At 61.1% G+C, this 26,720-nt stretch carries 25 protein-coding genes; 9 read left to right on the top strand and 16 right to left on the bottom strand.

Annotated features, from left to right (window positions below; all coding sequences use genetic code 11):
* The first annotated feature begins 68 nt into the window (after positions 1-68).
* Positions 69-563, top strand: coding sequence for a TRAP transporter small permease (locus ACWHXT_RS10640; protein WP_447926318.1), 495 nt, complete (start codon positions 69-71; stop codon positions 561-563).
* Entirely contained in the window at positions 560-1,849 is a 1,290-nt protein-coding gene (locus ACWHXT_RS10635; protein WP_447926317.1) for a TRAP transporter large permease, read from the top strand. The genes ACWHXT_RS10640 and ACWHXT_RS10635 overlap by 4 nt, the downstream gene beginning before the upstream one ends.
* An 81-nt stretch (positions 1,850-1,930) precedes the next feature.
* Here ACWHXT_RS10635 and ACWHXT_RS10630 read toward each other — a convergent pair whose 3' ends face one another.
* The 5 genes from ACWHXT_RS10630 to ACWHXT_RS10610 all read right to left on the bottom strand — a co-directional run bounded on the left by ACWHXT_RS10630 (position 1,931) and on the right by ACWHXT_RS10610 (position 8,077).
* Positions 1,931-2,689: a GntR family transcriptional regulator gene (locus ACWHXT_RS10630; protein ID WP_447926316.1), complete on the bottom strand. Its 759-nt coding sequence runs from the start codon at positions 2,687-2,689 to the stop codon at positions 1,931-1,933.
* Positions 2,690-2,833: 144 nt separating this feature from the next.
* Positions 2,834-5,233: a TIM-barrel domain-containing protein gene (locus tag ACWHXT_RS10625; protein ID WP_447955798.1), complete on the bottom strand. Its 2,400-nt coding sequence runs from the start codon at positions 5,231-5,233 to the stop codon at positions 2,834-2,836.
* 19 nt (positions 5,234-5,252) lie between these two features.
* Positions 5,253-6,551 (bottom strand): TRAP transporter large permease, encoded by a 1,299-nt coding sequence (locus tag ACWHXT_RS10620; RefSeq protein ID WP_447955797.1) that lies wholly within the window; start codon positions 6,549-6,551, stop codon positions 5,253-5,255.
* Between the two features lie 22 nt (positions 6,552-6,573).
* On the bottom strand, positions 6,574-7,074 hold the full coding sequence (locus ACWHXT_RS10615) for a TRAP transporter small permease (protein ID WP_447893654.1): 501 nt from the start codon (positions 7,072-7,074) through the stop codon (positions 6,574-6,576).
* Between the two features lie 4 nt (positions 7,075-7,078).
* Positions 7,079-8,077, bottom strand: a complete 999-nt coding sequence (locus ACWHXT_RS10610) for a TRAP transporter substrate-binding protein (protein ID WP_447926313.1) — start codon at positions 8,075-8,077, stop codon at positions 7,079-7,081.
* Between the two features lie 247 nt (positions 8,078-8,324).
* Between ACWHXT_RS10610 and uxaC the strand changes: the two genes are divergently transcribed.
* The 3 genes from uxaC to uxuA are packed head-to-tail and all read left to right on the top strand — an operon-like array spanning position 8,325 to position 12,429.
* The gene (gene uxaC, locus ACWHXT_RS10605) at positions 8,325-9,734 is read left to right on the top strand and encodes a glucuronate isomerase (RefSeq protein WP_447955796.1); all 1,410 of its coding nucleotides are present in this window, start codon (positions 8,325-8,327) and stop codon (positions 9,732-9,734) included.
* A gap of 30 nt (positions 9,735-9,764) precedes the next feature.
* Positions 9,765-11,222 carry a mannitol dehydrogenase family protein gene (locus tag ACWHXT_RS10600; RefSeq protein ID WP_447955795.1) on the top strand — a complete coding sequence of 486 codons (1,458 nt, stop codon included), beginning with the start codon at positions 9,765-9,767 and terminating at the stop codon, positions 11,220-11,222.
* A 25-nt stretch (positions 11,223-11,247) separates the two neighbouring features.
* Positions 11,248-12,429, top strand: coding sequence for a mannonate dehydratase (gene uxuA, locus ACWHXT_RS10595; protein WP_447955794.1), 1,182 nt, complete (start codon positions 11,248-11,250; stop codon positions 12,427-12,429).
* 85 nt (positions 12,430-12,514) lie between these two features.
* On the opposite strand, the gene ACWHXT_RS10590 is transcribed toward uxuA, so the two are convergent.
* The 10 genes from ACWHXT_RS10590 to ACWHXT_RS10545 all read right to left on the bottom strand — a co-directional run bounded on the left by ACWHXT_RS10590 (position 12,515) and on the right by ACWHXT_RS10545 (position 21,771).
* Entirely contained in the window at positions 12,515-13,186 is a 672-nt protein-coding gene (locus ACWHXT_RS10590) for an HAD family hydrolase (protein WP_447955793.1), read from the bottom strand.
* Positions 13,187-13,219: 33 nt separating this feature from the next.
* Positions 13,220-14,011, bottom strand: a complete 792-nt coding sequence (locus ACWHXT_RS10585; RefSeq protein WP_447893647.1) for an IclR family transcriptional regulator — start codon at positions 14,009-14,011, stop codon at positions 13,220-13,222.
* Positions 14,012-14,062: 51 nt separating this feature from the next.
* Positions 14,063-14,815: a 2-dehydro-3-deoxy-D-gluconate 5-dehydrogenase KduD gene (kduD, locus tag ACWHXT_RS10580; RefSeq protein WP_447926308.1), complete on the bottom strand. Its 753-nt coding sequence runs from the start codon at positions 14,813-14,815 to the stop codon at positions 14,063-14,065.
* 30 nt (positions 14,816-14,845) lie between these two features.
* Positions 14,846-15,676, bottom strand: a complete 831-nt coding sequence (kduI, locus tag ACWHXT_RS10575) for a 5-dehydro-4-deoxy-D-glucuronate isomerase (RefSeq protein WP_447926307.1) — start codon at positions 15,674-15,676, stop codon at positions 14,846-14,848.
* Between the two features lie 57 nt (positions 15,677-15,733).
* Complete coding sequence (locus ACWHXT_RS10570) at positions 15,734-17,008, bottom strand: TRAP transporter large permease (protein ID WP_447893644.1); 1,275 nt, start codon at positions 17,006-17,008, stop codon at positions 15,734-15,736.
* On the bottom strand, positions 17,005-17,547 hold the full coding sequence (locus ACWHXT_RS10565) for a TRAP transporter small permease (protein WP_447926306.1): 543 nt from the start codon (positions 17,545-17,547) through the stop codon (positions 17,005-17,007). The genes ACWHXT_RS10570 and ACWHXT_RS10565 overlap by 4 nt, the downstream gene beginning before the upstream one ends.
* A complete protein-coding gene (locus tag ACWHXT_RS10560) occupies positions 17,547-18,545 on the bottom strand; it encodes a TRAP transporter substrate-binding protein (protein ID WP_447955792.1) in 999 nt (332 codons plus the stop codon). Before ACWHXT_RS10560 ends, ACWHXT_RS10565 begins: the two co-directional genes overlap by 1 nt.
* A gap of 223 nt (positions 18,546-18,768) precedes the next feature.
* Positions 18,769-19,749 (bottom strand): 2-hydroxyacid dehydrogenase, encoded by a 981-nt coding sequence (locus ACWHXT_RS10555; protein WP_447955791.1) that lies wholly within the window; start codon positions 19,747-19,749, stop codon positions 18,769-18,771.
* 29 nt (positions 19,750-19,778) lie between these two features.
* Positions 19,779-20,753 (bottom strand): sugar kinase, encoded by a 975-nt coding sequence (locus ACWHXT_RS10550; RefSeq protein ID WP_447955790.1) that lies wholly within the window; start codon positions 20,751-20,753, stop codon positions 19,779-19,781.
* Positions 20,746-21,771, bottom strand: a complete 1,026-nt coding sequence (locus tag ACWHXT_RS10545) for a substrate-binding domain-containing protein (RefSeq protein ID WP_447955789.1) — start codon at positions 21,769-21,771, stop codon at positions 20,746-20,748. The genes ACWHXT_RS10550 and ACWHXT_RS10545 overlap by 8 nt, the downstream gene beginning before the upstream one ends.
* A 164-nt stretch (positions 21,772-21,935) precedes the next feature.
* On the opposite strand from ACWHXT_RS10545, the gene ACWHXT_RS10540 reads away from it, so the two are divergent.
* The 3 genes from ACWHXT_RS10540 to ACWHXT_RS10530 are packed head-to-tail and all read left to right on the top strand — an operon-like array spanning position 21,936 to position 25,291.
* Positions 21,936-23,453, top strand: coding sequence for an amidase (locus ACWHXT_RS10540; protein ID WP_447955788.1), 1,518 nt, complete (start codon positions 21,936-21,938; stop codon positions 23,451-23,453).
* A 33-nt stretch (positions 23,454-23,486) separates the two neighbouring features.
* A complete protein-coding gene (locus ACWHXT_RS10535; protein ID WP_447955787.1) occupies positions 23,487-24,296 on the top strand; it encodes a methyltransferase domain-containing protein in 810 nt (269 codons plus the stop codon).
* Positions 24,293-25,291, top strand: coding sequence for a methyltransferase (locus ACWHXT_RS10530; RefSeq protein WP_447955786.1), 999 nt, complete (start codon positions 24,293-24,295; stop codon positions 25,289-25,291). Before ACWHXT_RS10535 ends, ACWHXT_RS10530 begins: the two co-directional genes overlap by 4 nt.
* A gap of 30 nt (positions 25,292-25,321) precedes the next feature.
* On the opposite strand, the gene greB is transcribed toward ACWHXT_RS10530, so the two are convergent.
* Positions 25,322-25,852 carry a transcription elongation factor GreB gene (gene greB / locus ACWHXT_RS10525; RefSeq protein WP_447893634.1) on the bottom strand — a complete coding sequence of 177 codons (531 nt, stop codon included), beginning with the start codon at positions 25,850-25,852 and terminating at the stop codon, positions 25,322-25,324.
* A 192-nt stretch (positions 25,853-26,044) separates the two neighbouring features.
* Between greB and ACWHXT_RS10520 the strand changes: the two genes are divergently transcribed.
* Complete coding sequence (locus tag ACWHXT_RS10520; protein ID WP_447955785.1) at positions 26,045-26,686, top strand: TRAP transporter TatT component family protein; 642 nt, start codon at positions 26,045-26,047, stop codon at positions 26,684-26,686.
* The last annotated feature ends 34 nt before the right edge of the window (positions 26,687-26,720 follow it).

Below are 26,720 nucleotides of genomic sequence, written 5' to 3'. Positions count from 1 at the left end.
AAGGGCGCCTTGTTTTGTCGAATGCTGGATCGGGTTTTTCTGCATGCCCCGGGTGGGAAGGATACTGTATGTGGCACTGGTACGATAAGAGCGAAGAGTGGCTGGCGATGGCGCTGCTTGGCGGCACGTCGCTTACGATGCTGGTGAGTTCGAGCGCCCGAGCGATCGGCCAGCCCTTCGCCGGTGGGGCCGAGCTCGCCCAGTTTCTGTTCATTTGGACCGCGGTACTCGGTGCGGATATCACGCTGCGCCACGGAGGCCAGGTACGCATAGATGCTCTGATCGTTCGCCTGCCCGCCAAACTCCAGCTTCTCATTACCAGCTTATGTCTGGCCATGATGCTGGGTTTTCTCATGCTGCTTGCCTGGTACGGCTTCTTTTTGGCTGCTTCGAACTGGCAACGGCCCATGGGCGTTGCCGGGCTTAGCTATGGCTATATCACCCTGGCCTTGCCCGTTGGCGCTGTATTGATGGTGATAACGCTGCTTCGACGTATAAAGACGACGGGGGTCATTCAAAGCCTAATGCCCGACGACGAAGACGCGGTGGAGGAGACACTATGACGGCCGGTCTACTGTTGGGCCTTGGGCTACTGCTCATGGCGATTGGCATGCCGGTCGCCTTTGCGATTGGTATCGCCGGCTTTTCGTATTTTTTGTTGCCGGATACGTTCTTGCCGACCAGCATCGCCGTTCAGCGGATCGTCTCATCGACCCAGTCGTTTCCGCTGCTGGCGGTTCCGCTGTTCATCTTTATCGGCCATTTGATGAATGCCAGCGGTATTACGCCTCGGCTGGTTCATCTTTCGACGCTTTTGGCAGGGTGGATGAGCGGCGGTTTGGCACAGGCCAGTATCGTGCTGAGTACCCTGATGGGCGGTGTTTCGGGCTCCGCCGTGGCGGATGCCGCCATGCAGTCGCGGGTTCTGGGTAAAAGCATGATCAAAAACGGGTACTCCCCCGGCTTTTCCGGCGCGGTGCTCTCGATAGGTGGCCTCATTACCGCGACGATCCCGCCCAGCATCGGCCTGATCCTTTATGGCTATCTGGGCGAGGTCTCCATCGGGCGGCTGTTCATCGCCGGTCTGGTGCCGGGTTTCCTATTGATGGTGGCCTTCATGGTGACCACTTACATCATGGCCAAGCACCGCGGCTACCAGCCGGTGAGAGATAGCCTGCCGACAGGCAGAGAAGTGCTGAAAGCGATCCGCGAGAGTATCTGGGCCATTTTGTTTCCAGTTTGGCTATTGGTGGGCATTCGCTATGGGTTGTTCACGCCTTCCGAGGCGGGCGCTTTCGCCGTCGCCTATGCGCTGTTCATCGGCTTCGTGATTCATCGGCAAATGGGCGTCAAGGAACTGATCGCTGCCATGCGCGCAAGCGTTAGAGACATCGGTATGGTCATGCTGATCATCATGTTCGCCGGCATTATTGGCTACGTGGTTTCCTTCGAGCGCGTTCCTCAGACGATCGCGGAACTGACGCTGGGCGTGTTCACAAGCCAAACGGCGTTGCTGTTCGTGCTGGCACTGCTGTTGGTGTTCATGGGGATGCTGCTGGAAGCCACCGTCGTCGTGATGCTGCTGACGCCTATTCTGGTGCCCGTGATCAAGGCGGCGGGGGTAGACCCGGTTCATTTCGGGCTTTTGATGATGACGCTGGTGACCTTTGGGGGTATGACGCCGCCGGTCGGCATCTCGATGTATACCGTTTGCGGTATTTTGCGGTGCTCTTTTTACGACTATAGCCGAGAGCTACTGCCCTATGTGCTGGCCGTGTTCGCGGTCGTGACGGGGATCATATTCTTCCCGGACATCGTGCTGTTCTTGCCCGATATGTTGCTCGACTAGCAGCGCGCCATTCAAGCGGGCCGTGGTCATTAAAAAGGGGAGGAAACGAACCTGACGGGGAAGCACCCGGTCTTCTGGGCGCTACCCCTTGAGCGTCAGCTTGCCGGCAAACAGGTAGTAGTCGAGTTCGTCCTCTTCTTCCAGCGTGCTGGCCTTGAAAAGCATCTCCTTGGTGTTTTCGAGATGCTGCCACATGGCCTGGTGCGCGGCGTCCGCATCCCGGCGAATAAGCGCTTTCAAGATGACATCGTGGTCATCGCACCAGCTATCCAACGACTGCCGGTTATCGATTCTGTCGTGAAGCTTTTGCCACAGCAGGTTTTTATCGCGCTGATACCAAAGCTTTTCGACCAGATAGACCAACACGGCATTCTGGGTCGATTCGGCAATTTGCAGGTGGAAGCGCTTGTCCCATTCGGAATCCTGATAGCGGTCCTCGCCCCGCGCTTGCTTGCTGATCTCCATCAGCTTTTGGGTATCGCTTTTGGTGATGAGCGTGGCCGCAAACGCCGCAATCTGGCTTTCGATGAGTTGGCGGGCCTGGAGCATTTCGAAGGGGCCGGCGCTCAGCGCATCCTCTTCGTCATCGGCGCCATTGGGCACGGGCTCTTTGGGCGGGTCGAGCACGTAGATACCCGAGCCCTTACGCACTTCCACCAGCGCTTGAAGTTCGAGCATGATCAGTGCTTCGCGCACGACCGTGCGGCTAACGCCCAGTTCCTCGGCGAGGTCGCGCTCGGCGGGGAGGCGCTCGCCTGCAACGTAGCGGCCGGAGAAAATGCGCTCTTTTAGCTGTAAGCCCGTTTTCTGATAGAGGCGTTGTGCAGTAGGCAGTTGCATTTTAGCGTTCCAGAGCGAAACAGGCGTTTCGGGTTAGGGGGCCTTGGGCGGTTCGTCGTGCTCGTCTCTACGCGCTCAGGCGCAAACGCGAGAAGAGAAGCGAGGGCAGCTTCCTCGCCTCTCTTTCCAAGCGAGCGTTACGCCTTAAAGCGAAACGGTCACCTTTTGCCCGGCGGGCTGCTCGTCGCCGTTGATATAAAGCGTGCGGCTATCCTCCGTGGCCATTATGAAGGTCGCCGTCTCATAGGGCAGGGTATAGCCGTTTGAGATGACCTTCGTGGTCACGTAAATGGCGTCTTCGCTGGTCGTCATTTGAAGATCGACCAGGGCATGAGCGGTGCGCCATTGGCCCGTTTCACCGTCATCCTCGAATAGGGTGTAGCGCGACGAGGTATCGGCTTGTTGCGCCGGGAAGAGTAAAAACCCGCGCTGATCTTCGTCCTTGTTGGCAAAGGTGCGAGGCGCTTCGTTGGTGGGGATGATTGCCCCCGCTTTAACGAGCAGCGGCGTTTGATGGTAAGGCGCATCGAGGGTGGCGTGGGCGCCGCCAGCAACCGGCTTGCCGGTATAAAAATCGAACCAGCCGCCCGGATGCTGCGGGGCGTAGACATCACGAGTAGAAACGCCGGGCTCGACGACGCTCGCCACGAGCAGCGACTCACCCACTAAGAAGTCGTCGTTCTCCTGCCAGGTGCGCGTGTCCGCTTCGAAATCGAAAAAGGTCGGCTTGAGAATGGGCTCATGATGCACGTGGGCTTTATAAAACGCGCTGTACCAGTAAGGCGTCAGGCGCGAACGCAGCTTGATGAGCTCACGAATCGGGGCGATGGCCTCTTCATACATCCACGGTTCGTTGACGGTAGCGTCTTCGTTCCAGGAGTGAATGGTAAAGCGGGGGTGGAAAATGCCGTTTTGCACCCAGCGGATAAACAGTTCCTGATCCGGTTTGGGGCCGGCGAAGCCGCCGACATCGTGGCCGAAATTATAAACGCCGGAAAGGCTCAAACCGATACCGGTTTTATTATTGAACTTGATGGTCTTCCACTCGGTACGGTTGTCGCCGGTCCAGGTCTGCACGTAACGGTGCATACCCGGCGCACCGGAGCGCGAGATCAAAAAAGGGCGTTTTTGAGGGGCGTAATCCGCCTGCGCCTCGAAGGACGCCTTCATCATCAATAGCGGGAAAAGGGCACGAATACTCGTAAAAGCCAACCCGGCACCGAAACCATCGGCCCGAGCGGTGCTGTTCCAGATCTCGTACTCGTTGTTATCGTTCCAGGTCGTCTCGATACCGTACTCGAGTAACTGCCGGGTCACTTCATCCTTCCACCAGCCAAAGGCGCCCTCATGGGTGAAATCGATGTGCGCGCCGCCGCCGTCCCAAAACTGGGCAAGCTCGGTTTTGTCGTGATCATTTTTTAGAAAATAACCCAGCGATTCGAGTTTTTCGTACTGCGGGTGGTCTGTGAGGAGCGCCGGTTTGATATTGGCGGCCAGACGAATGCCTTTGCGCTTGAAGTCGGCGGAAAGCTTTTTGGCATCCGGGAATTTCTGCGTGTTCCAGTTGAAAACGTAGCGCTTGCTATCGATCGACGTATAGCCCGACGAGAGCTGGAACGAGTCGCAAAGAATATCGTGTCGTTCACACTGCTCGATGAACTCCCACACCCGCTCCTGGGCGTTGGGGGCATCGGTGTAGCTCATGGTCGAGCCCGAATAGCCGATGCTCCATTTGGGCGGCAGGGCCGTATTGCCGGTCATCCAGGTGTAGGCGGTCACGACGTCGCGCACCTGGGGGCCGGCAATCATGTAGTAATCCAGGTCGCCGGCGTCGGCCTCGAAGTAGCGGTACAGGCCGTGATAGTTATCCAGCTCCCGGCCCATGTCGAAATAACCCGGCGCCAGGTTGTCGTAAAAGAGCCCGTAGGCGAAGCCTTGATCCGGCTGGCGCGTGATGTAAAACGGGATGTGTTTGTATAGCGGGTCGGAGTGCTCGGCATCGTAACCCATCGCGTCGATGGTGATATTACGATAGCGACGATGATGGTGGTCGAGCTGGCCGGTGCGCTCGCCCAGGCCGAAATACTGCTCCTGAATGTCGCGTTTCAGGTAGTGCTTGATTTGCGTGCCAAGCTCCCCGGCGAAGTTATACGCCTGGGTTTGCCGGTCCTGGGCAAAGAGTGACCACTGCCCTTGGCCGCCATGGTGCCAGTCGATCCGAAAACCTTCCTTTTGAATGACCGCTTTGAGCTGGCCAGTCTGGACGGTAAAACATTGCGCGTCTTCGGAAAAATCAAAATCGGGCAGGCTAAAGTGCTCGGTGCTGAAGCGGTCTCGCCCCTGGTGAGGAAGGTCATCCTGACCGGGCGCGATGCTCCAGGTCTTATCGACCTGGAGCCCTTCGCGTTTTTCAAAGAGCACGCGAAAGATGCCCTCCTCGAGAACGAAGAGGTGAGCTTTCACGTCTTCGTCCTTGGATGCAAACGTGAGGTGGTTTTGCTCGGTCTTCGCCAGGTGAAAACGATAGCGCTCTTGAATATTCATCCAGGTCAATCCTTGAAAATTACATTAGGCCGGCCAGGCGCGGAAGCCATTCGCTGATGAACGGCAGGAACGTGATCAGCATGAGAACCGCGATGACCGCCGCATAGAAAGGCAGAAGCGGCTTGATGACTTCTTCCATTTTGACTTTGGCTACCGTACTACCCACGTATAGCGCACTTCCGCCGGGCGGGGTGATATTACCGATACACAGGTTGACGATGAGCACGACACCAAAGTGTACGGGGCTCATGCCGAACTCCGACACCACCGGCAAGAAGATGGGTGTGAAGATCAAAACGGCCGGCGTGACGTCCATGAAGGTACCGATCAACAGCAAAATGATGTTGATCAGGATGAGAATCAGAATGGGGTTGTCGGTAAGCGCCAGGATGCCGGCGCTGATGGCTGCGGGTATACCGGTAAACGCCATGACCAGAGCCAGCATGGCAGACGTGCCGATCAAAAACATGATGACGACGGTAAGCTCGGCCGTCTCTTTGAAAATGCCAGGCAGTTGCTTGATCGATAAGCTGCGATAGGCAAACGAGAGCAGCAACGCATACAGTACGGCCACCGCCGAGGCCTCGGTCGCGGTAAATATGCCGCCGATGATACCGCCAATGATGATGACGATTAAAAAGAGGCTCGGAATCGCATCCCACACCACTTTTATCGCCGCGCTAAAAGGCACGTTGGAGGGCGAGGTGTAGCCTTTTTGCCGGGCGATGATAAACGCCACCGCCATGGTCGCCAGTCCCCAGAGGATGCCCGGAATATAGCCCGCCAAAAACAGCGCGGCGACCGAGGTCCCGCCGCTGACCAGCGAGTAAATGATGAAAAGTCCCGTGGGCGGAATGATCAACCCGGTCGGTGCCGAGGCGATATTCACGGCGGCAGAGAACTTACGGTCGTAGCCTTCCTTTTCCTGCAGCGGATGCATGACCTTGCCGATCGCCGCGGCCGACGCCACCGAAGAGCCGGCGAGCGAGCCAAACAGCATGTTACCCACGATGTTGGTGTGCGCAAGCGAACCCGGTAGACGTCCGGTAAAGAGTTTCGCCACGTTGACCAGGCGCAGCGCAATACCGCCCTGGTTCATGATGATGCCCGTCAGCAAAAAGAACGGGACCGCCAGCAGCGTGAAGCTGTCGATACCGGTCACCATCTTCTGCGCCGAGGTGAACACGGCGACATCGAACGGGGCGATCAGTAGCATCGTCACGATAGAGGCACCGGCCATGCTGATGGCAATCGGCACGCCGATGAATAGAAAAACGAAGAAAGATATAAGTAGACTAAAACCTGCGATGATCGTCATGGCGCGAATGCCTTATTGTTTATTAAACGTCCAGGGTTTGATCGAAATCGGCGGGGGTACCGGGGCTTCCATTGATGAGTTCTACAATGCAAAACCACAGGATCAGCACACCCGAAATAGGTAGCGAAAGGTAGATATAGCCCATCGGTATACCCAGCGAGACGGTCTGCTGAGACATGGTCAAGGAAACGAGCCAGATACCGCCATAAATCATGACGAGGGTAGAGAACAGGATCAGCAGTACGAGTACGAGGTAACGAATCATTTTCTGGCGCTGCGCAGAGAAGCGGTTGACCACCATCTCCACCGCGATGTGCTTTTTGGTATGAAAGGCGAGCGCGCCGCCGATCATGGTGATCCAGATGAGCGAGTAGCGCAGAAATTCCTGGGAGAACGTGCTGGGGTCGTTGAGCAAATAGCGGCTCACTACCTGCCATAATGCCACCAGCACCATGACCGCTAGCATGACCGACGTAAGCACCGTGATGAGCTTACAAAGCCCGCGATTGATCGTGTTTATCATGGCCTCAAGACTCCGTTAGTTCTTGTATGCGCTCGTAAAGTGGCGCCAGCACGGGGTTTTCCAGCACTCTTTCGTGCATGGGCGCTACCGACTCGCGAAACGCCTCTACATCCACGTCGTGGTGGAAGTTCACGCCCATCTCCTGCGCCTTTGTGACGGCCTGCTCGATCTCTCTGGCCCAAAGCTCTTTATGAAAAGCGGTGGATTCGATCGCGGCGTCTCTCAGCCACTCTTGTTGCTGCGGTGTAAAGCTCTGCCAGCGGTGCTGGCTGAAAATCAGCAGATCCGGAACGATGGCGTGGGCGGTGTACGAGTACTCCTTGGCCACCTCACCGTGATTGGAAGAGGTCAGCGCCGTTTCGTTGTTCTCGGTGCCATCGATCACGCCTTGCTGGAGGGCGGTATACACTTCCCCGTAGGCCATGGGCGTGGGCGCGCCGCCCATTAGTCGGGTCATTTCCAGCGCGGTTTGGCTGGGTTGAACCCGCAGTTTCAAACCACGCATGTCCGCCGGGGTACGCACTGGCGTGTCGATGGTATAGACGTTGCGCACGCCGGAGTCGTAATAGGTCAGGCCGAAGAAGCCGTTGTCCGAGGTTTGCTGGTAGATATCGGTGGCGATCTCGCTATCCATGGTGCGGTAGTAATGATCCGGATCGGCGAAGAGGTAGGGCACGCTAAACAGCGAATAGACGTCAGAGAAGCTTTCGAGCGCGGTGGCGCTCACTTTCGTAACATCGACGGCGCCGGTTTGTACCAGCTCGATGACCTCGCGCTCGGAGCCCAGCTGACCATTGGGATAGAGCTGGAATACAAGCTCTCCGCCGCTTTTCTCACGCACTCGCTCGGCAAAATAGGCAAGCGACTGGTGAACAGGGTGGGTCTCGCTCATGTTGTGGGCGAGCCTCAGTTGGGTAACGTCCGACGAAACCTCTGAGGGCATCGAGCAGCCCGACAGCGCGATCAGCGCGCTCGACAAGACTGTAAAAACGCCTTTGTGCATGTTGCCCTATCTCCTGAAAAGCCGGCTTGAAAGAGTGCTTGTAGGTGTTGGTCATTGGGCCAATAAAAGCAGGTTGCTAAATTGGACTAACCAATAGTTTTGTTAAATAAGCCTTTGGTCGCAGTTGGTGGGGCAAAGGTTGACATTCCAAGCGCTCGCGCCGACTCTTTGGCCTAACCAATTTTTATGGGTGGCCCGTTTCGTGGTTTTTCTACCCCCGGGCGCAACGATTGCAACGGAGGCCTTCATGGCAGCATTTCTCGGTGAGGATTTTCTTCTCGATAGTGAGATGGCAAAGCGTCTGTATCACGGCTACGCAAGCGCACAACCCATATTCGATTACCACTGCCATCTTTCCCCCCAGGATATCGCTCAGGACCGCCGCTTCGAGAACCTGACCGAGATCTGGCTGAAAGGGGACCACTATAAGTGGCGCGCCATGCGCTGGAACGGCGTGGATGAGCGTTTTTGCACAGGCGATGCCAGCGATTACGAGAAATTCCAGGCCTGGGCCGACACGGTTCCCTATACCCTGGGCAATCCGCTTTTCCACTGGACGCATCTGGAACTCAAGCGCCCCTTTGGCATCACCGATAAGCTCTTGTCCCCGTCGACTGCCGATGCGATCTGGAACGAGAGCAATGCGCTTTTGGCCAAGCCCGAATTTTCCGCCCGCGGTATCCTCGAACAGATGAACGTGCGGATGGTCGGCACCACCGACGACCCGGCCGATGACCTGAGCCATCACGCGCAAATTGCCGCCGATTCGAGCTTTGGCATCAAGGTATTGCCAAGCTTTAGGCCCGACCGGGCGTTCAAGCCCGCCGCCGACGACTACCCGGCGTACCTGGAAAAACTGGGTCGCGCCGCGGACATCGAGATACGCGATATGGCCTCGCTCTACGGCGCGCTCGAAAAGCGTATGGACCATTTCGCCGAGCATGGCTGCAAGATTTCCGACCACGGCCTGGAGCGCGTGGCGTATGCCACCGCCACGGAGGCCGAGCTAAACGCCATCCTCAAGCGCCGCCTGGAAGGCACGCTTCCCGATGAGCAGGAGCAGGCGCAGTTCATGACCGCCGTGCTGATCTTTTTGGGGCGCGAATATCACCGCCGGGGCTGGGCGCAGCAGTATCATATGGGGCCACTGCGCAACAACAGCAGCCGCGGTTGGCGTGAAGTAGGCGCCGATGCCGGCTTCGACTCCATGGACGACCGGCCCATTGCCGCGCCGCTCAATCAGCTCTTGAACGCGCTGGATAGCGACGACCGGCTGCCGCGTACCATCCTTTACTGCGTCAACCCCATCTTCAACGAAGTGCTGGCCACGACCGCCGGTAATTTCCAGGGCAACGGCATTGTCGGCAAGGTGCAGTTCGGCTCCGGCTGGTGGTTCAACGACCAGCTCGATGGTATGGAGCGGCAGATGACCCAGCTCTCCCAGCTCGGGCTGTTGAGCCGTTTCGTGGGGATGCTGACCGATTCGCGCAGCTTTCTTTCCTACACGCGCCACGAATACTTCCGGCGCCTTCTGTGCCGTATGCTGGGGCGCTGGGCCGAAGAGGGGCAGCTACCCAATGACGAAGCCTGGCTTGGCCAGCTCGTGACCAACATCTGCTTCAACAACGCACGTGACTATTTCGGTATCGATGTATAAGCACTCGCCAGAGAGGGGACGGCATTGAGCATGCAAACCATTAAAGCGGTTCAGGCCGCGGGCCAAATCGGCATCGTCCATCTCGGCTTGGGTGCGTTTCATCGCGCCCATCAGGCCGTTTATCTCGAGCGCTATCGACACCGCACCGGTGACACCCAGTGGGGCGTAAGTGCAGCGAACCTGCGCAAAAGCGTCGATCTGGTCGATGCGCTGCGCAAGGCGGATTTTCGCTACCACGTGGCCGAGTACCAGGACAGCGACAGCGTAACGCTGCGTGAAGTGGGGGTTATCGAAGAGGCGCTATTCACAGGCCAGGCCAAAGAGGGCGAGTGGGGGCGCGACCTGGAGGCGCTGCTCGAGCGCTTGAGCCAAGTGGATACGCGCATCGTCACACTCACCGTGACCGAGAAGGGTTACTTTCTCAACCCGGCAAGCGGCGAGCTTTTGACAGACGACCCGATGATCCAGGCGGATATCGCCACGCCCGGAGCGCCACGCACCGCGCCGGGTATTTTGGTCGAGGCGCTAAAGCGCCGTCGGGCGGCGGGGGTTGCACCGTTTACCGTGCTCTCCTGCGACAACATGCCGGACAACGGCCAGCGCACCCGTCAGGCCGTGGCGCAGCTTGCCCGGACAAACGACACTGCCTTGGCCGAGTGGGTTCTGGATAGCGTGGCGTTTCCCTGCAGCATGGTCGACCGTATCGTGCCGGCCATGACCGAGCAGGACTTCACCGCGCTCAAGGCACTGGATGTTGACGATGGCAACGCCGTGGTGTGCGAGGCGTTCTCCCAGTGGGTCGTCGAGGATCACTTCCCCGCTGGCCGCCCGAGCTGGGAAGAGGAGGGCGTGACCATGGTGTCGGACGTCGCGCCGTTCGAAACCATGAAGCTGCGCATGCTCAACGGAAGCCACTCGCTTTTAGCGTATCTGGGCGCTCTGGGCGATATCGAAACCGTGTTCGATGCCGTGCAAATCGAGGCCTTCAAGGCGCTTTTGAGCCGCTATATGCGCGAGGAGGCCGCCCCGACGCTGGATATGCCCGATGAGATCGACCTGAACGCCTACGCGGACTCGCTACTGGCGCGCTTTGCCAACGACAGCCTGCGCCACCGCCTGCAGCAGATCGCCATGGACGGCAGCCAGAAACTGCCCCAGCGCTGGCTGCAGGTGGTCGAGGCCAACCTGGCCGCCGGTCGCAGCACCGCGTGCGTCGCACTGGGCTTGGCCGCCTGGATTCGCTATACCCAGGGCACTACGCTCTCTGGTCAAGCATTCAGTGTCGAAGACCCGATGGCCGAGAAGCTGGCATCGCTTCATGAACGCAATACGGACGCCGCCACGCTGGTCGACGCCTTCTTCGCACTGGAGGCGGTGATGCCCAAGGCCCTCGCGCACCATGAGGCGTTCAAGCGCCAGGTCGTCGAGGCCTACCGTACATTGACCGAACACGGCGTCGAACACGCGCTTGCACATCTTGAGCACTAACTAGCGCTCGCTATAAGGACACAGCATGGAACATACCTGGCGCTGGTTCGGACCAAACGACCCGATCCAACTCAGCGAGATTCGTCAGACCGGCGCGAGTGGCATCGTCACCGCCCTGCACGGCATTCCCAACGACCAGGTCTGGTCGGTCGAGGCGATCAGCGAACGCAAGGCGATGATCGAGGCGGAGGGGCTTTCCTGGTCGGTGGTCGAAAGCGTGCCGGTCCCCGAGGCCGTGAAGAAGGGCCTGCCCGCACGTGATGAACTCATCGAGACCTACTGCCAAACGCTCAAAAACCTGGCCGCCTGCGGGATCGATGTCGTCTGCTATAACTTCATGCCGATTCTCGACTGGACGCGCACCGATTTGACCTACGCGCTGGCCGATGGAGCACGGGCGCTACGTTTCGATCAAACCGCGTTTGCGGCGTTCGACCTTTACCTGCTCGAGCGCCCCGGTGCCGAGAGCGAGTACAGAGAGCAAGAGCAACGTGAGGCCCAGGCGTATCTGGAATCGCTGGACCAGGCGGGCCGCGACAAGCTGATCGATACGCTAATTGCGGGGCTTCCCGGCGCCGAGGAGCACTATACCCTGGCGCAGTTTCGCGAGGCCCTGGCGGGCTACGCGGCTATTGACGCAGAAACACTGCGCGAGAACCTGGGCTACTTTCTGCGCGCGGTGATTCCGGTCGCCGAAGAGGTCGGCATTCGCATGGCGATTCACCCGGACGACCCGCCCCGGCCGCTTTTGGGCCTTCCCCGGGTGGTATCGACCCAGGACGACGCCCAGTGGGTGGTGAACTGCGTACCCAGCCCCGCCAACGGCATTACCTTCTGCACCGGCTCTTACGGGGTGCGCGAGGATAACGCCCTGGTGGCGATGGCGCGCCACTTTGGCCCGCACATTCACTTTGCCCACCTGCGCGCGACGAAACGCGAAGCCCAGGATGCGCGAAGCTTCCATGAGGCGCCGCACCTGGCAGGCGACGTGGATATGGTCGGGGTGATCCAAGCGCTGATAGAGGAGGAGCGCCGGCGCGAACGCGAAGGCGGGGGACGTCTTCCCCTTCGCCCGGACCACGGCCACCATATTCTGGATGACCAGGCGCGCGCCACCGCCCCGGGGTACCCGCTTTACGGGCGCCTACGCGGCCTTTCCGAGCTACGTGGGGTCGAGGTCGCCGTGCGGCAGTTGACTGCCAGGTAGCCGCGCTACCCGCCAAAAAAAACCCCGTCTGAATGTACGTCAGGCGGGGCTTTTTTGTCGCTAGCGAAACGCCAGCGATTTTACGTCAAGCGGGAGACATCCCTTTCAACCCGGCAATGATACCGGGCAGCTCGCTTGCGTGTTGAATCTCGATGGCGCCTTCGGGGGCGCGCTCTTCGTCGGGGAAATGGTTCAGGTGAATCACCTGCATCCCCGCCGCCAGGCCCGCTTCCACGCCTACCGCCGCATCATCGATCACCACGCATTCGCTGGGCGGGTAGCCCATGGCGGCAGCGGCCTTTAAATAAAGCGCTGGATCCGGCTTCCAGACGTTCAAGGTATAGGCGCTAAAGAGCTTGCCTGCAAAGTAATGCTCGAGCCCGGTGCTCTCCAGGGCGCAGCGAATCTTGCGCTCGGGCCCGTTAGAGACCACCGCCTTGGGATGCTCGCTTAACGCCTCAAGCGCCTGCGGCATACCGGCTACCGGTTGAAGTTCGGCGCGCATACGGGCCTCCATACGCGAGCGCATACCCGCTTCGAGCGTGGTGAACGCTTCTGGCGTCAACGGCTGAAAGCGGCCTTCCAGCGCCTCGACGATGCTCTGAAAACGCACACCGCGAAACTCTTCCATGTACTGGCGGGCCGAAAAGGGGAGGCCGCACTCAGGCAGAATCTCGCCCATCACCTCGGCCAGCAGTATTTCGCTATCCACCAGCGTGCCGTCGGAGTCGAAGAGTAAACACAGGGGAGCGTTCATGGCGGCCTCGGTCAGATGAGCAAATATTCTATCCTAGCAGGAAGCGTTACTCGCTGCCCCACCGATGTCCGCCGAGAGGGCCGCGGCGAGCTCCCCGAGCAGTGCCCGGCAGCGCTCGATGTCCGGGACGTCGCGGTGCATGGCCTCGGGAATCAGGGTCAGGTAGGGAATGGTGATGACCGCTTCGATGGACTCGTGCACGCCGAATATCGGGAAGCTAATGTTGGTCAGGCCTTGCACCTGGGGGCTCGGGCCGACGAAGTAGCCCTGGTGGCGAATAGTGGAGAAAAGCGCGCGGGTGCGCTCGGCTTCCTCATCCGTGGCCCCGCTGGCCTCGAGCATGCGTTCGCGTCGCGCTTCGTCGAGAAAGCTGAGCATCACCGCGCCAGAGCCCGATCCCCAAATGTCGATCTGGGCGCCCAGGCGCAGGCTGAACCCCATCTTGTCCGGGTTCTCGTACTGGGCGACGACCAACAGGTGCCCGGGGCGTAGCACGCTCAGGTGGCAGGATTGCGAGATTTCGTAGCAAAGCGCCTCCATGCGCGGTATGGCCGCTTGTACCAGGCGCTTGGTCGGCGGGAAGCGGTGCGCCATCTCGAACATCTTGAGCGATAGCTGGTAGCGGCTGCCGCTTTCATCCATGGCCACGTAGCCGCGATCGCGCAGCACCATCAGCATACGATACATCTCGTTGGTCTTGCGCCCGATCTGCTCGGCAATCACCTGGGTACTCAACGGTTGGGACGACTGGGCGAGCAGCTCCAGAATATCCAGCCCCTTCTCCAGTGCAGGCGCGTGATAATGGGTCTCCGCCTTGTCCTTCATACCGCTTCCTTTCATCGTCGTTTTATCGGCGGGGGCCTTTGGGTGTTCGTCTTAGCGGGCAAGCCAGCCACCGTCCACCGCCAGGGTATGGCCGTGTACGTAGCGCGCCGCGTCGGAGCACAAGAATACCACAGCGCCGGCCAGGTCTTCCGGCGTGCCCCAGCGCCCGGCGGGAATACGACCGAGAATTTCGTCATGGCGTTTCGGGTCGTCGCGCAGCGCCTGGGTGTTGTCCGTTGCCATGTAGCCCGGGGCGATCGCGTTGACGTTGATATCGTGGGCGGCCCACTCGTTGGCCAGCAGACGAGTGAGCCCCATGAGGCCGCTTTTGCTGGCCGTATAGGAAGGCACGCGCACGCCGCCCTGAAACGACAGCAACGAGGCGATATTGACGATCTTACCGCCGCTTTCGCGCTCGCGCAGATGCCGGGCGATGCACTGGCTCAAAAAGAACACTGACTTCAGGTTGACGTCGATTACCTCGTCCCAGTCCTGCTCGGTGAAGTCCAACGCGTTCGCCCGGCGGATCATCCCGGCGTTGTTGACCAGGATATCGACTTGGCTTGCCTGCTCGAGCGCCTGGCCGACGATGTCTTCGGGGCGGGACCGGCCAAGCTCCGCCTCGACGCCATGAAAGCGCCGGCCCAGTGCCGTGACGCGCTGGGCGGTCTCGGTGGCGGGGCTACGGTTGACGCCGACGATGTCGGCCCCCGCCTGGGCCAGGGCAATGGCGATCCCTTGTCCCAGACCCTTGTTGCAGCCGGTCACCATGGCGGTACGGCCTTCGAGAGAAAAAAGCTCCATGTCGTCTCCTTGGTGGATAAGCGGCCTGGCTTAACGCAGGTCGCGAGTGGCAACGAAGTCCATGTCGTCGTAGGTAAGGTTCTCGCCGCACATACCCCAGATGAACGTGTAGCGACGCGTGCCGAAACCGCAGTGAATCGACCAGCTGGGGTGAATCACCGCCTGCTCGTTGGCAACCACGATGTGGCGACTTTCCTCGGGTTTGCCGCATAGGTGAAAAACCACGTCCTCCTCGGCCAGGTTGAAATAGAAATAAACCTCCATGCGGCGCTCGTGGGTGTGGCAGGGCATGGTATTCCACATGCTGCCCGCGTCGAGTTCGGTCAGCCCCATGGAGAGCTGGCAGGTCTCGAGCACGTCGGCGTGCAGGTACTTGTTGATGGTGCGCACGTTGCCCGTGGCCGGGTCGCCCAGGGTCATGGGCGAGGCATCCTCGGGGCGGATGTGGCGAAGGGCCAAGCGCACGTGGGCCGGAGCCGAGTTGATGTAAAAGCGCGCCGGATCGGCTGGGTCATCGCTTTCGAAACGCACGTCCCGGCTCTCCTTGGGAATGTAGAGGCCGTGATGGCGCCCGAGCGCGACGCTTTCGCCATCGACCACGATACGCCCCGGGGCGCCGATGTTGATGACGCCCATTTCACGGCGCTCGAGGAAGTAAGCAACGCCGAGTTCCTTGCCATCGCCAAGGGTGAGCGAGCCTTGTGTGGGGACCGCGCCACCGATGATGATCCGATCGACGTGGCTGTAGGTCAGCTTGAGCTCCCCCGGGCACATGATCTGCGTCACCAGCATTTTGTCGCGCAGGCCCTGGGTATCCAGGGTCTTGAAGTGGTCTTCGTGAACGGCTTGAAGAATGTCCATGTAAGCTCCTTTTGCCTCGATGGGCGGGTATCGATAAAAAACGGCTAAACAAACGCCTCAAGAGAAGAACATGAGGGGCCACAGGGTAAGCGCGGGTATGCTCATGACGAGTAGCATGACCAGCACGTTGGCCAGCAGAAACGGAAGGGCGCCCCGGAAAATACGGCCGATGGAGAGCCCGGTGATCGATGAGCAAACGTTTAGGCACATGCCGACGGGCGGCGTCACGAGTCCTATGGCCAAACCGCTGATCAAGAGCACCCCGAACTGCACCGGCGAGATGCCGGCGGCGACCAGAATCGGCAGCACCACCGGCGTGATGAGCAGGATGGCCGGGGTCACGTCGACGAAGGTACCGATGAACAGCACCGCCAGGGCCACGACCAGCAACAGCATGAAGGGCGAAAGTTCGAGCCCGCCCAGGTAACCCGCGAGCAGTTGCGGAACCTGCTCCATGGTCAGGATCCAGACGTAGAGCTGGCTCATGGCGATGATGATCATGACCGTCGCGCTGGTCATGACCGCCGAGCGCAAAAGCGCCGGTAGCTCGCGAAGCGTCAGACTGCGAAAGACCACCAGCCCCAGAAACAAAGCGTAGCCAACGCCGATGGCCGCGGACTCCGTGGCCGTTGCCACGCCGCCGACCACCGCGCCCACCACGAAGACCGGAATCAGCAGCGCGAGTACCGAACGCTGGATGACCAGGCGCTTCTCGGTGGCGCTCAAGCCTGCGTGGGCGCGCGGATAGCCGTGACGACCCGCCATCAGCGCGATCACGCCCATCATGAAAAGTCCGATCATGAGTCCCGGCAGCAGGCTTGCCAAAAACATCGTGCCGATGGACTGCTGGGCGGTGACCGCATAGATGACCATGGGCACGCTCGGCGGAATGATCATGCCCATGGTGGAGGAGGCCACGGTGATGCCGCTCGCCGTCTCGGTCGAATAGCCCTTGCGCGTCATCTCGGGAATCATGGCCGAGCCCACCGAGGCGGTATCCGACACCGACGAGCCCGAAATACCCCCGAAGATCATCGAGGTCGAGATGTTGACGTGGCCAAGCCCGCCAGGGAAGCGGCCCACGAGCATCAAACAGAAGTCGATCAACCGCGTCGTGATCCCCGAGGCGTTCATGATCAGCCCCATGAGGATGAAAAGCGGCAGGGCGATCATGGTGTAGGTATCCATACCCGACAGCACCCGCTGGGGCAGTACGCCGATCAGGTTGGGCTGTAGCACGATGAAGTAGAGCAGCCCCGATAGCCCCAGGGAGTAGGCGATGGGAACGCCGATTAGCAAGAGCGCGAAGAGCGCGATCAGTAGCAGCGTCATGCCTGGGTCTCCTGAGCGCCGTCGCGACGGGTAGCGGGGCGTTCTCCACCGACCAGTACGGCCAGCGAGAACAAAATGACCAGAACCGCCCCGATGGGGACGCTGATCTGCACGACCCAGTTGGGCACGTCGAGCACTGCGGAGCGAAAACGGCCCACCTGGCCGATCCAGCCAAGGCTAAGCCAGGCAAGGTACCCATTGAAGAGCACGACCAGCAGGTGGCGTAGGCTATCGACCGCTTTCAGATAGACCGGCGGTAGGCGCTCGACGAAGACACTGATGCGAATGTGTTCGCCGCGCAATATGGCGACAGAGGCGCCCAGCGCAGTGGAGTAGACGAACAGAAAACGCATCAACTCCTCGGCACCGGCAAAGCCGATACCGAACAGATAGCGAAGCACCACCAACGTGAAGCAAAGCAGAAAGATCGCCGCCACCAGCGCGGCGATCAGATTCTCGAGCAGGGCAGCGGCGCGTCTAACGATACGCATGCCAGGCGTATCGCTTGCCACGTCTTGAAGCGACGACGGCTGGCTCATTACTCCTGCCCTTCGCCATGACCGGTTTGGGCCAGCACCGCATCGAGCTGTTCACGGCTGAAATCACCCCGTTCGACGAAGAACTCCCAAACCGGTACCACTGCCTCGACGAAGCTCTGGCGCGAGGTATCGCTGAGTTCGTTGATCTCCATGGACTCACCCAGGGTCTCGAGGTAGTTCGCCTCGGAGGCGAGCCAGAGTTCGTTGGAGCGCGTCATGGTTTCCACCGCCACTTCGTCGACCAGCGTCTGCATCTCTTCGGGGAGCTGGTCGTACCACTGAGCGCTGATGAAAAACGGGTCGGGATGGATCTGCCAGTTCAGCAGTGTCAGGTACTCCTGCGCCTCGTTGAACTTCATATCGGCGATGTTCGATGGCGGATTTTCCTGGCCGTCGACCACGCCCGTACGCAGCGCCATATAGGTTTCGGTATAGGGCACCTGCTGGGGCGATGCGCCCAGCGCCTCGAAAGCCCGCAGGGTAGGCGCCAGCGGCGGCGTACGGATCTTCATGCCCCGCAGGTCGGCGACCTCGTTGACGGCGCGCACGTTATTGGTGAGCTGACGCATGCCCCCGGCCACGCCGGTCACCGGAATATGCAGCTGGCTGGCGCGCGCATCGGCATCGATGGCCTGGCCCAGCTCGCTTTGCATCACCTCGATGGCTTCTTCCGGCGTTTCGAAGAGAAACGGCATGGCGTAGATCAGGTAGGCCGGGTTGGCCTGGGCGAAGAGCCCGCCGCGATAGCCCTGGATGAGGCCCATCTGCACCTGCTGGAGAACGTCTTCTTCCTTGCCAAGGGTGCCGTTGAAGTAGAGTTCCACCGCGATGCGTTCGTCACTGCGCTCTTCGAGGGTCTCCTTGAAGAAGCGCATGGACTCCGAGCGCGGCGCATCGTCGGTTTGTGAGTGCGCGTACTTGAAGGTGTAGTCCGCGGCGAGAAGAGGGAAGCTGGCTCCCAGGGCAAGGGTGGCAATGACTGACAGGTAAGGGCGCATAACGAACTCTCCAATAGCGTTATTGTGATGTTGTTGTGAAGCGCTGTTCAAATATAAAAGTTATTTTTATATTTGATTGTTGGTTAGCTTAGCGGGATTGATCGCCAGGTCAATTGAGACATTGGTCGAGGGTTGGCCCTTGGAGTGGGCATAAAAAAAGCGCCCGAAGGCGCTTGTCTGGTGGTGAGTACCAGGGTGAGGGCTGATGATGAGTACAGACCGGCTACGCCGTTTTCCACGCCTCTTCGTTGACCAGGCTAATCGGCCGCTCGCCGGTGAGCGCCAGGCGCACGTTGTCCACCGCGCGCTGGGCCATGGCCGCCCGGGTTTCCAGCGTCGCCGAACCGATGTGGGGGAGGGCGACCAAGTTGGCCATGCCGGGCAGCGGTGAGGTGTCGGAAAGCGGCTCCTGCTCGAACACGTCCAGCCCCGCGGCGTGGATCACGCCGCTTTCCAGCGCCTGGATCAACGCCCCTTCGTCGACCACCTTGCCGCGGGCGATGTTGATCAGAATGCCGGTGCGCTTCATTTGCGAAAGCTCTTTCTCGCCGATGAGCTTTTCGGTTTGTTCGGTCAAGGGTACGGTCAGGCAGACGAAATCCGACTCGGCGAGCAACTGTTCGAGTTCGCGCCGCTCGGCGCCTAATTCACTTTCTACATCGGGCTTGGGGGAGGCGTTGGAGTAGAGCACCTTCATGCCAAAGCCAAGCGCCCCGCGTCGGCCAATCGCCTGGCCGATGCGGCCAAACCCTACCATGCCCAGGGTCTTGCCGTGCACGTCGCTGCCGTAAAGGTCCGGGCCGATGCTCACCTCCCAGGCGCCCGCTTTCACCCAGGTGGCCAGTTCCACCACGCGCCGGGCGGTGGCCATCAGAAGCGTAAAGCCGGTATCCGCGGTGGTTTCCGTCAGCACGTCCGGCGTGTTGCAAAGCAGGATGTTGCGCCTTGTGAGCTCGTCCACCGGGATGTTGTCGTAGCCCACGGAAATGGTCGCGACCACCTCGAGCTTCGGTGCGGCGTCGAGTAGCTCGGTGGTGATGGGCAGGCCCGAGCCGATCAGGGCGTGGGCGCGGGAGAGGACATCAAGGGTTTTGGGCGCCTGGAAATCCAGCGGCTTGGCCAGTTCGATCAACTCGAAGTGCTGTTCGAGTTCGGCCCATTGGCTGTCGCTCAGCGTACCCATCACGATAACGGTTTTACTCATGCGGTTTCCTTGCGTGCGTTGTTGTCGGTTCAGCGCTCCAGCGCCTGAAGTTGTTCACGGGTGGGCAGGCCTTCCATATCGCCGACGACCTGCACCGCCTGGGCCCCAACCAAATTACCACGGGCAAGCGCCTGTTGGGGCGATAAGCCATCGAGCAGTGCGCTGATCGTACCCACCGCGAAACCATCCCCCGCGCCGACGGTGTCCACCACGTTGGCCACCGGTTGCCCCGCCACGTGCAGGCTTTCAAGCTGGCCGCCCAAATGGCCCCGGTAGTAGCTGCCCTCGGGGCCGAGCTTGATGATGACCGCTTTGGCGCCGCGCTCGAGATAGAAATCGGCTATTGCCGCGGGCTCCTGCTCGCCGGTCAGCCGCTGGCCTTCCGAGAGCCCCGGCAGTACCCAGTCTGCATGGCGAGCGAGTTCATTCAAGGTGTCTCGCATGACGTCTTCGCTTTGCCAAAGCGAGGGGCGCAGGTTCGGGTCGAACGAAACGCTCGCCCCGGCGGCGCGGGCCTTTTGCATCAGGTGGCGCGTCAAGTCTTGGGCGCTTTGCGAAAGCGCCGGGGTAATACCGGTGGCGTGCAGGTGAGTGAGTGCGGCGAAGTCGATGCTTTGCGCATCTTCTACTGCCAGGTGGCTGGCGGCGCTGCCCCGGCGAAAATACTCCACCCGCGGGTCGGCGCCGCCTTCGGCGCGCTCCTTGAACATGAGGCCAGTCGGGTGTTGGGTGTCGGTATGAATGTAGCGTGCGTCGATGCCTTCGGCTTTAAGCGTTTGGCGAATGAAGTCACCGAAGCTGTCCTGGCCGACCCGGCTTAGCCAGCCCACCGAGTAGCCCAGCCGTGAAAGACCGATGGCGACGTTGTTGTCCGCGCCGGCCAGGCGGCGGTGAAAGTGCTCGATGGACGAAAGCGGCCCCGGTGTGTCGGCGACCAGCATGCCCATGGCTTCGCCAAAGGTCAGTACGCTCAGCGATGAATCGGTTGAGGCGGTGTTAGCCATGTAGTGCTCCAGCGGTCGGTAAAGGGTGGGTTAAAACGGTGCTGCCGCGGGGGATCAAACGCGGCGGATGACGATAGTCGATGGGGGCATCGGGCGTTAACAGCCGGGCCACCGCGGCGCGGCTGATCGCATCGCACGGTTGGGCAAGGGTGGTGATGCTCGGGGTCATCAGCGCGCACCAGTCGAGCTCGTCGATGCCTATCAGCCCCAGCGGCCCGAGGGTTAAACGCAACCGCTGAACGGTTTCGACCACGGCAAGCGTGGCGGTCCCGTTGGCACAGAGCACCGCGCAAGGCGTGTGAGCGGTCGCGGTCAGCTCGGTCAGCGCTTGGGAGATCGCATCAGGCTCGAGATGGGTAAGGGTGCGCGAATTGATGCCAAGCGCCGCGCACCGGGTTTGAAAGCGGGTCAGGCGCTGTTGGCGAGCGCTGGCGCTCTCCGGGGCGTTGCTTGCGTATAAAAGCGAGCGATACCCTTGGGCGATGAGGTGCTCCAGCGCCATATCGATGGCCAGCGCGTTATCCAGACCGATCGCCTGCTCCCCCAGCTCGGGAATCTCGCGATCGAGCAGCACCACCGGCACGCCGCGACGCTCGAGCGTTAGAAGCTGCGCCTGGGGCTGGCCGGTGGCGTTGATGATGATGCCCTCGGCCTGGTAGCCGGCCAACAGTTCGAGGTGGCGCTGCTCCTGAACCGGGTCGTTATCGGTGTTGCAGACGAGCAGCGAGTAGCCTTGCGCCCGCGCGGCCTGCTCGACGCCGTGGGCAATCGCCACCGAAAACGGGTTGCGGATATCCGCCACCAGCAGGCCCAAAAGCTTCGAGCCGCCGCCCTTTAAGCCCCGCGCCATCTGATTGGGCTGGTAGCCAAGCGAGCCCGCCGCGGCCTCGATACGCGCGCAAAGCTCGGCCGAGAGCTTGCCGCGCTCCGGGCCGAAATAGCGCGACACGCTGGTTTTCGAGGTGTGGGCGCGCTTGGCCACTTCGATCAGGGTGGCGCGCGGTGGCGTTTGGGACATGCGCTGGCTCTATTCATGACTGAATTCATGACTGCGATGGGAACGTTCCCATTGACGTTTCAAACTAGTGGTTTTGAGAGGCGAAGACAAGATCGCCTAAAGTGGTAGAGTGAGCATTAGAGCCTTTCGAAAGCCGGCATTACCGAACAAAAAAGGGAGACCGCATGCGCCTGGATGAGTATCAGCGTTTTGATGCACTGGGGCTGGCCGAGCTGGTTCGCCGTCGCGAAGTAAGCCGTGAAGAGCTGTTGGATAGCGCACTACGCGCCATCGAACAGTTGAACCCGGCGCTGCACGCCGTGGTGCGAACCCGCGCCGACCAGGCTCGGCGCGAAAGTGCCTCGCTAAACGATGACGGTGTGTTTGCCGGGGTGCCCACGTTGAGCAAGGATCTCTTGATGGGCATGGCCGGCGAGCCGCTGGCCAGTGGCAGTGCGGCGCTTATGGATTGGCGCGCGACGCAGGACGCGCCGATCATCACCCGGGCGCGCCAGGCGGGGCTGGTGATTGCTGGCCAAACCGCCACCCCGGAGCTTGGCCTGATGGGCATTACCGAGCCCAGGGCGTTTGCGCACCCGGAAAACCCCTGGCGCGCGGGCTATTCGCCGGGGGGCTCGAGCGGGGGCGCCGCCGCGGCGGTGGCGGGCGGTATGGTGCCGCTGGCGCTGGGGGGCGACGGCGGCGGCTCGTTGCGTATCCCGGCAAGCTACTGCGGGCTGTTCGGCTTCAAACCCTCCCGCGGGCGGGTGCCGCTCGCGCAAGGCCAGGGTGAAGTGTGGCAGGGCGCGGTGATCGAACACGCGCTGACCCGCAGCGTGCGCGACAGCGCCGCGCTTTTAGAACACATCAACGGCATGCTGCCGGGCAGCCCCTACCCGGTAGCCCGTGAAACCGGTTACCTGGCAGCGCTTTCTGCGCCCTGCAAGCCGCTGCGTATTGCGCTCTCGTTGGGCGAACCGTTCTCGAAAGGCCTTGAAACGACGCTCTCGCCAGAGGTCAAAACCGCCATCGAGAAGGCGGGCAAGGCCCTAGCGGATATGGGCCACGAGGTGGAGTGGGCGGACCCGCCGGTCGACGGCGAGGCGCTGGCCAACAGCTACCTGACGCTTTATTTGGGCCATCTGGCGGCGGATCTTGTCTGGCTGGGCCGGGCGACGAACACGCCGCTTGGTCGGCTGGCCATCGAGCCCGCGACCCGCGCTATTGGCCGCCTGGGGGCAAAGCTGGGCGCACGGGAGTACGAACTGGCCAAGCGCGAGTGGTACGCCGCGGCGGCGCAAATGAGCGCGTTTCACGAACGCTTTGATGTGATGGTGATGCCGGTAACGGCGGACACCGCGCCCAGGCGCGGCGAACTTTACCCAAGCCGAGCGCGGGAGCAGCTCATGAAGCTATTGGCGCTTCCTGGCCTTCCAACGATTGCCTTGAAGGCGGGGATGCTGAAGCGTTTGGCCGTCGATGCGTTAAGCCGTACACCCTATACGCAGCTGGCCAATTTGACCGGCCAGCCGGCAATGTCGGTGCCGCTGCACGTGGCGGCCAATGGTCTGCCGGTGGGCGTGCAGGTGGTGGGGCGCATGGGCGAGGATAAAACGCTCATGCGGCTTGCCGGGGCGCTCGAGCAGTTCGCCCCCTGGCCGCAGCGGCCACCATCACAAGCGTTCGCGATTGATGCAAGGTAAACTGCCCGTTTTGAGAGCCATCTGGCGAAAGGCATGCACTCCATCTATGAACTGACCCCGGCGGGGGATCGCTACTTCGACGGTATGGTCGACAAGTTCTCCCGCTCGCTCTACTACGCTCCGCGCGGCGAGCTGCGCCTGGCCATGTTGGACTACCTGCTGCCGCAGATGCTGACCCTCGACGGCCAGGCCACCCTGGACATCGGCGGCGGTCTTGGCCAGCAGGCGGCCTGGTTCGCCGAGCGCGGCCACGGCGTGACGCTGGCCGAGCCATCCGGCGATATGCTCGACTACGCCCGCCAGTGGCATCAGGCGCGGGAAACGGTGCCCGAGCAGGCCATTCGTTACCTGCAGGCGCCGCTTCAAGCGCTACCCGGCGAGGCCCCTGGCCCCTGGCCTTTGATCACCTGCCACGCGGTGCTCGAGTGGCTGGGCCAGCCCCGCGAGGCACTGAGCGTGCTGGCCGCTTTGCTGGCCCCCGGCGGCCAACTGAGTCTGATGGTCTTCAACCGCGATGCGCTGCGCTTCTCCAACGCCGTGAAGGGTAATCTAAAAAAGGCCTTGAGCGACGAGCTGGAAGGCAAGGGCAAGCGCCAGCGGCTGACGCCGATCTCCCCGGTGACCCACGCCGATATCAGCCAGTGGGCCGAGGAGTGCGGGCTCGCGGTGCAGGCGGTGGCCGGCATTCGCATCTTTCAGGACTATCTACGCACGCCCCCGGTGGATGAAACCGAACAAGCCACGCTGCTGGCGCTGGAAAAACAGTACTGCCGCCAGGACCCGCATTGGCGACTGGGGCGCTATTTGCTTTATACATTAACCAAACCCGAGGCCGATTCATGAGTGCCCAACTTCCCGCCTGCCAACTTCTCGAGCGCTACTATGGTGACGCGGCCGCGCTTTGCCCGGTCGCCCCACCCGAGGACGCCTGGCTGATCTACCGTTCGGCGGCCATGGTCAGTGATAACGTCGCGCTGCGCACTGCCTGGCAGGCCCAGCAAAAAAGCGCCAAAAGCCCTTTTGACGCCGAGATCGATCTGGCCGCCGGCCAGGTGGTGCTTTTCTGGCCCAAGGCGCACCAGCTGGGGCTTTGGTGGCTACAGTGGCTTTGCCACACGCTGCCGGAAGGCACGGCGGTGGCTATCGTCGGCGAGCACCAGGGCGGCATCAAGCGCGTGCCCCAATTCCTGGACGAGCAGGGCATGGCCTGCGACAAGCTGGACAACGCCCGGCGCTGTACGCTGTTCACCACGCGCACCCGGGGGGCAAGCGACCCGGAAAATGCCTGGACCACGTTCGAAGCGCAGGATCTGGCGCTTGTCAGCCACCCCGGCGTGTTCGGCCACGGCAAGGTCGACGACGGCACCCGGCTATTGCTGGAACAGCTTGAAATGCACCTGCCGCAAAAACCGCTTCGCGTGCTCGATATGGGCTGCGGCGACGGCATCATCACCGCCTGGCTCGCCAAGCGCGGTTTTGATGTGACCGCCGTGGACGTGAGCGCCTTCGCGGTGAAGGCGTGTCAGCGAACGCTCGCGGCCAACGAATTGAGCGCCCGGGTGCTCGAAAGCGATGTGTTCGAGGCGCTCGAGGACGAGCAGTTCGACGTCATCGTCAGCAACCCGCCGTTTCACCAGGAGCGCGATATTAGCTACGGGCCCAGCGCCCGGCTGATCGAGCAGGCCCGCGAGCATTTGAGCCCCCAGGGGCAGCTCATGTTGGTCGCCAATGCGTTTTTACCCTATCCGCCGCTTTTACAGCGCGCCCTGAGTGATGTCGAAACCCTGGCGGATAACCGGCGCTTCAAGGTATACCGCGCCGGTTTGGCAAGGCGCTAAACCCCGGCGGGGTTTCTCGGCGCGATGGTTTTATGGCACGTAGTGAATCGCCGAGACGAGGTAGAACGTCTCGCCACTGGGCGTTTGCACCGTGATCTCGTCATCGACTTCCTTGCCAAGCAACGCCTTGGCCATGGGCGAGTCCACGCTGATCCAGCGTTTCTGGGTATCGATCTCATCGTGGCCGACGATGCGAATGTCCAGCGGCTCACCGTCATCGTCTTCCAGGCTGACAAACGCGCCGAAAAAGACCTTGTCGGTGTTGGCCGGCAAGCGGTCGACCACCTGCAGCTCGTCCAGGCGCTTGGTGAGATAGCGAATCCGCGCGATCACCCGGTGAAGTTCTTTCTTGTTGTAGGTGTAGTCGGCATTTTCCGAGCGGTCGCCCTGGGCGGCGGCTTCGCCTACCTTGGCGGAGATGGCGGGGCGCTTCACCCTTGAAAGGTGATCGAGAATGCCGCGCAGGCGCTCGGCGCCCTGGGCGGTGATCAGGTTGCTTTTGGGCTCCTGGCGCGGGTCCTTGGCCGGGTCGCGCCAGCGGGTCATGTTGCGGCCTTTCATGACGGTTCTCTCCTTGCGTTTGTGCGCCAAAGCTTAAGCGAAAGCGTGGGTCTGGCTCAAAGCGCTGTTATGAGCTGATAGAAGTTCTGGCGAGTCATTCAAACGTTCGTTACATTATTTGGCAGGGCGGTCGTATCTCAACCGCTCATCGACGATGTCGATTACGCGACAAAAATAACCAAGGAGCTTTTCATGCGCACACACTCTTCTCGCTGGCTGTTGGCTTTGACCCTGGGCGGGGCACTGGCCCTTTCGCCGTTGGCCGTTAGCGCCTACCAGGATGAGCTTTTCTCGTTAACCAAGCGCTGGGAACATACCATTACGGAGCTTCCGGCCAACCAGCGCCAGAGCACGTTACAGGCGCTGAGCGGCGAGGCCGAAGCGTTGGCCGAGCAAAACCCCAATGAAGCCGACGTGCTGATATGGGAGGGCATCATACTCGCTTCCTACGCCCGCGAGCGCAGTGGCCTGGGGGCGCTTGGCACCGCCAAGGACGCACGTAGCGTGCTCGAGCGCGCCATCGAACTCGACCCCCAAGGCGGCAATGGCTCGGCCTACGTCACCCTTGGCGCGCTTTATGACCGGGCGCCGGGCCGGCCGCTCGGCTTTGGCAACAGCGACACCGCTGAGCGCATGTTCCAGCGCGCCCTGGAGATCCGCCCGGATGGCATCGACGTGAACTATTACTACGCCACTTTTCTGAGTGAAGAGGGCAACACCCAGGCGGCGCGAGAGCACGCCCAACGCGCGGTGAACGGCACGGCGCGGGAAAACCGCCAGCTTTCCGACGAAGCGCTTCGCCGCGAAGCGCAGACCTTCCTGCAGTCGCTTTAATAGCGCGCAAATTGGCATTCCCGGCATCTAGCAT

This window comes from Vreelandella halophytica (assembly GCF_968193635.1).
This window is presented reverse-complemented; position numbering and strand designations above follow the sequence as displayed.

What these genes read in the sequence shown, in the direction of transcription:
- ACWHXT_RS10640 (WP_447926318.1), top strand. Translation starts at nt 69, where the DNA reads ATGTGGCACTGGTACGATAAGAGCGAAGAGTGGCTGGCGATGGCGCTG.
- ACWHXT_RS10635 (WP_447926317.1), top strand. Translation starts at nt 560, where the DNA reads ATGACGGCCGGTCTACTGTTGGGCCTTGGGCTACTGCTCATGGCGATT.
- ACWHXT_RS10630 (WP_447926316.1), bottom strand. Translation starts at nt 2,689, where the DNA reads ATGCAACTGCCTACTGCACAACGCCTCTATCAGAAAACGGGCTTACAG.
- ACWHXT_RS10625 (WP_447955798.1), bottom strand. Translation starts at nt 5,233, where the DNA reads ATGAATATTCAAGAGCGCTATCGTTTTCACCTGGCGAAGACCGAGCAA.
- ACWHXT_RS10620 (WP_447955797.1), bottom strand. Translation starts at nt 6,551, where the DNA reads ATGACGATCATCGCAGGTTTTAGTCTACTTATATCTTTCTTCGTTTTT.
- ACWHXT_RS10615 (WP_447893654.1), bottom strand. Translation starts at nt 7,074, where the DNA reads ATGATAAACACGATCAATCGCGGGCTTTGTAAGCTCATCACGGTGCTT.
- ACWHXT_RS10610 (WP_447926313.1), bottom strand. Translation starts at nt 8,077, where the DNA reads ATGCACAAAGGCGTTTTTACAGTCTTGTCGAGCGCGCTGATCGCGCTG.
- uxaC (WP_447955796.1), top strand. Translation starts at nt 8,325, where the DNA reads ATGGCAGCATTTCTCGGTGAGGATTTTCTTCTCGATAGTGAGATGGCA.
- ACWHXT_RS10600 (WP_447955795.1), top strand. Translation starts at nt 9,765, where the DNA reads ATGCAAACCATTAAAGCGGTTCAGGCCGCGGGCCAAATCGGCATCGTC.
- uxuA (WP_447955794.1), top strand. Translation starts at nt 11,248, where the DNA reads ATGGAACATACCTGGCGCTGGTTCGGACCAAACGACCCGATCCAACTC.
- ACWHXT_RS10590 (WP_447955793.1), bottom strand. Translation starts at nt 13,186, where the DNA reads ATGAACGCTCCCCTGTGTTTACTCTTCGACTCCGACGGCACGCTGGTG.
- ACWHXT_RS10585 (WP_447893647.1), bottom strand. Translation starts at nt 14,011, where the DNA reads ATGAAGGACAAGGCGGAGACCCATTATCACGCGCCTGCACTGGAGAAG.
- kduD (WP_447926308.1), bottom strand. Translation starts at nt 14,815, where the DNA reads ATGGAGCTTTTTTCTCTCGAAGGCCGTACCGCCATGGTGACCGGCTGC.
- kduI (WP_447926307.1), bottom strand. Translation starts at nt 15,676, where the DNA reads ATGGACATTCTTCAAGCCGTTCACGAAGACCACTTCAAGACCCTGGAT.
- ACWHXT_RS10570 (WP_447893644.1), bottom strand. Translation starts at nt 17,008, where the DNA reads ATGACGCTGCTACTGATCGCGCTCTTCGCGCTCTTGCTAATCGGCGTT.
- ACWHXT_RS10565 (WP_447926306.1), bottom strand. Translation starts at nt 17,547, where the DNA reads ATGAGCCAGCCGTCGTCGCTTCAAGACGTGGCAAGCGATACGCCTGGC.
- ACWHXT_RS10560 (WP_447955792.1), bottom strand. Translation starts at nt 18,545, where the DNA reads ATGCGCCCTTACCTGTCAGTCATTGCCACCCTTGCCCTGGGAGCCAGC.
- ACWHXT_RS10555 (WP_447955791.1), bottom strand. Translation starts at nt 19,749, where the DNA reads ATGAGTAAAACCGTTATCGTGATGGGTACGCTGAGCGACAGCCAATGG.
- ACWHXT_RS10550 (WP_447955790.1), bottom strand. Translation starts at nt 20,753, where the DNA reads ATGGCTAACACCGCCTCAACCGATTCATCGCTGAGCGTACTGACCTTT.
- ACWHXT_RS10545 (WP_447955789.1), bottom strand. Translation starts at nt 21,771, where the DNA reads ATGTCCCAAACGCCACCGCGCGCCACCCTGATCGAAGTGGCCAAGCGC.
- ACWHXT_RS10540 (WP_447955788.1), top strand. Translation starts at nt 21,936, where the DNA reads ATGCGCCTGGATGAGTATCAGCGTTTTGATGCACTGGGGCTGGCCGAG.
- ACWHXT_RS10535 (WP_447955787.1), top strand. Translation starts at nt 23,487, where the DNA reads ATGCACTCCATCTATGAACTGACCCCGGCGGGGGATCGCTACTTCGAC.
- ACWHXT_RS10530 (WP_447955786.1), top strand. Translation starts at nt 24,293, where the DNA reads ATGAGTGCCCAACTTCCCGCCTGCCAACTTCTCGAGCGCTACTATGGT.
- greB (WP_447893634.1), bottom strand. Translation starts at nt 25,852, where the DNA reads ATGAAAGGCCGCAACATGACCCGCTGGCGCGACCCGGCCAAGGACCCG.
- ACWHXT_RS10520 (WP_447955785.1), top strand. Translation starts at nt 26,045, where the DNA reads ATGCGCACACACTCTTCTCGCTGGCTGTTGGCTTTGACCCTGGGCGGG.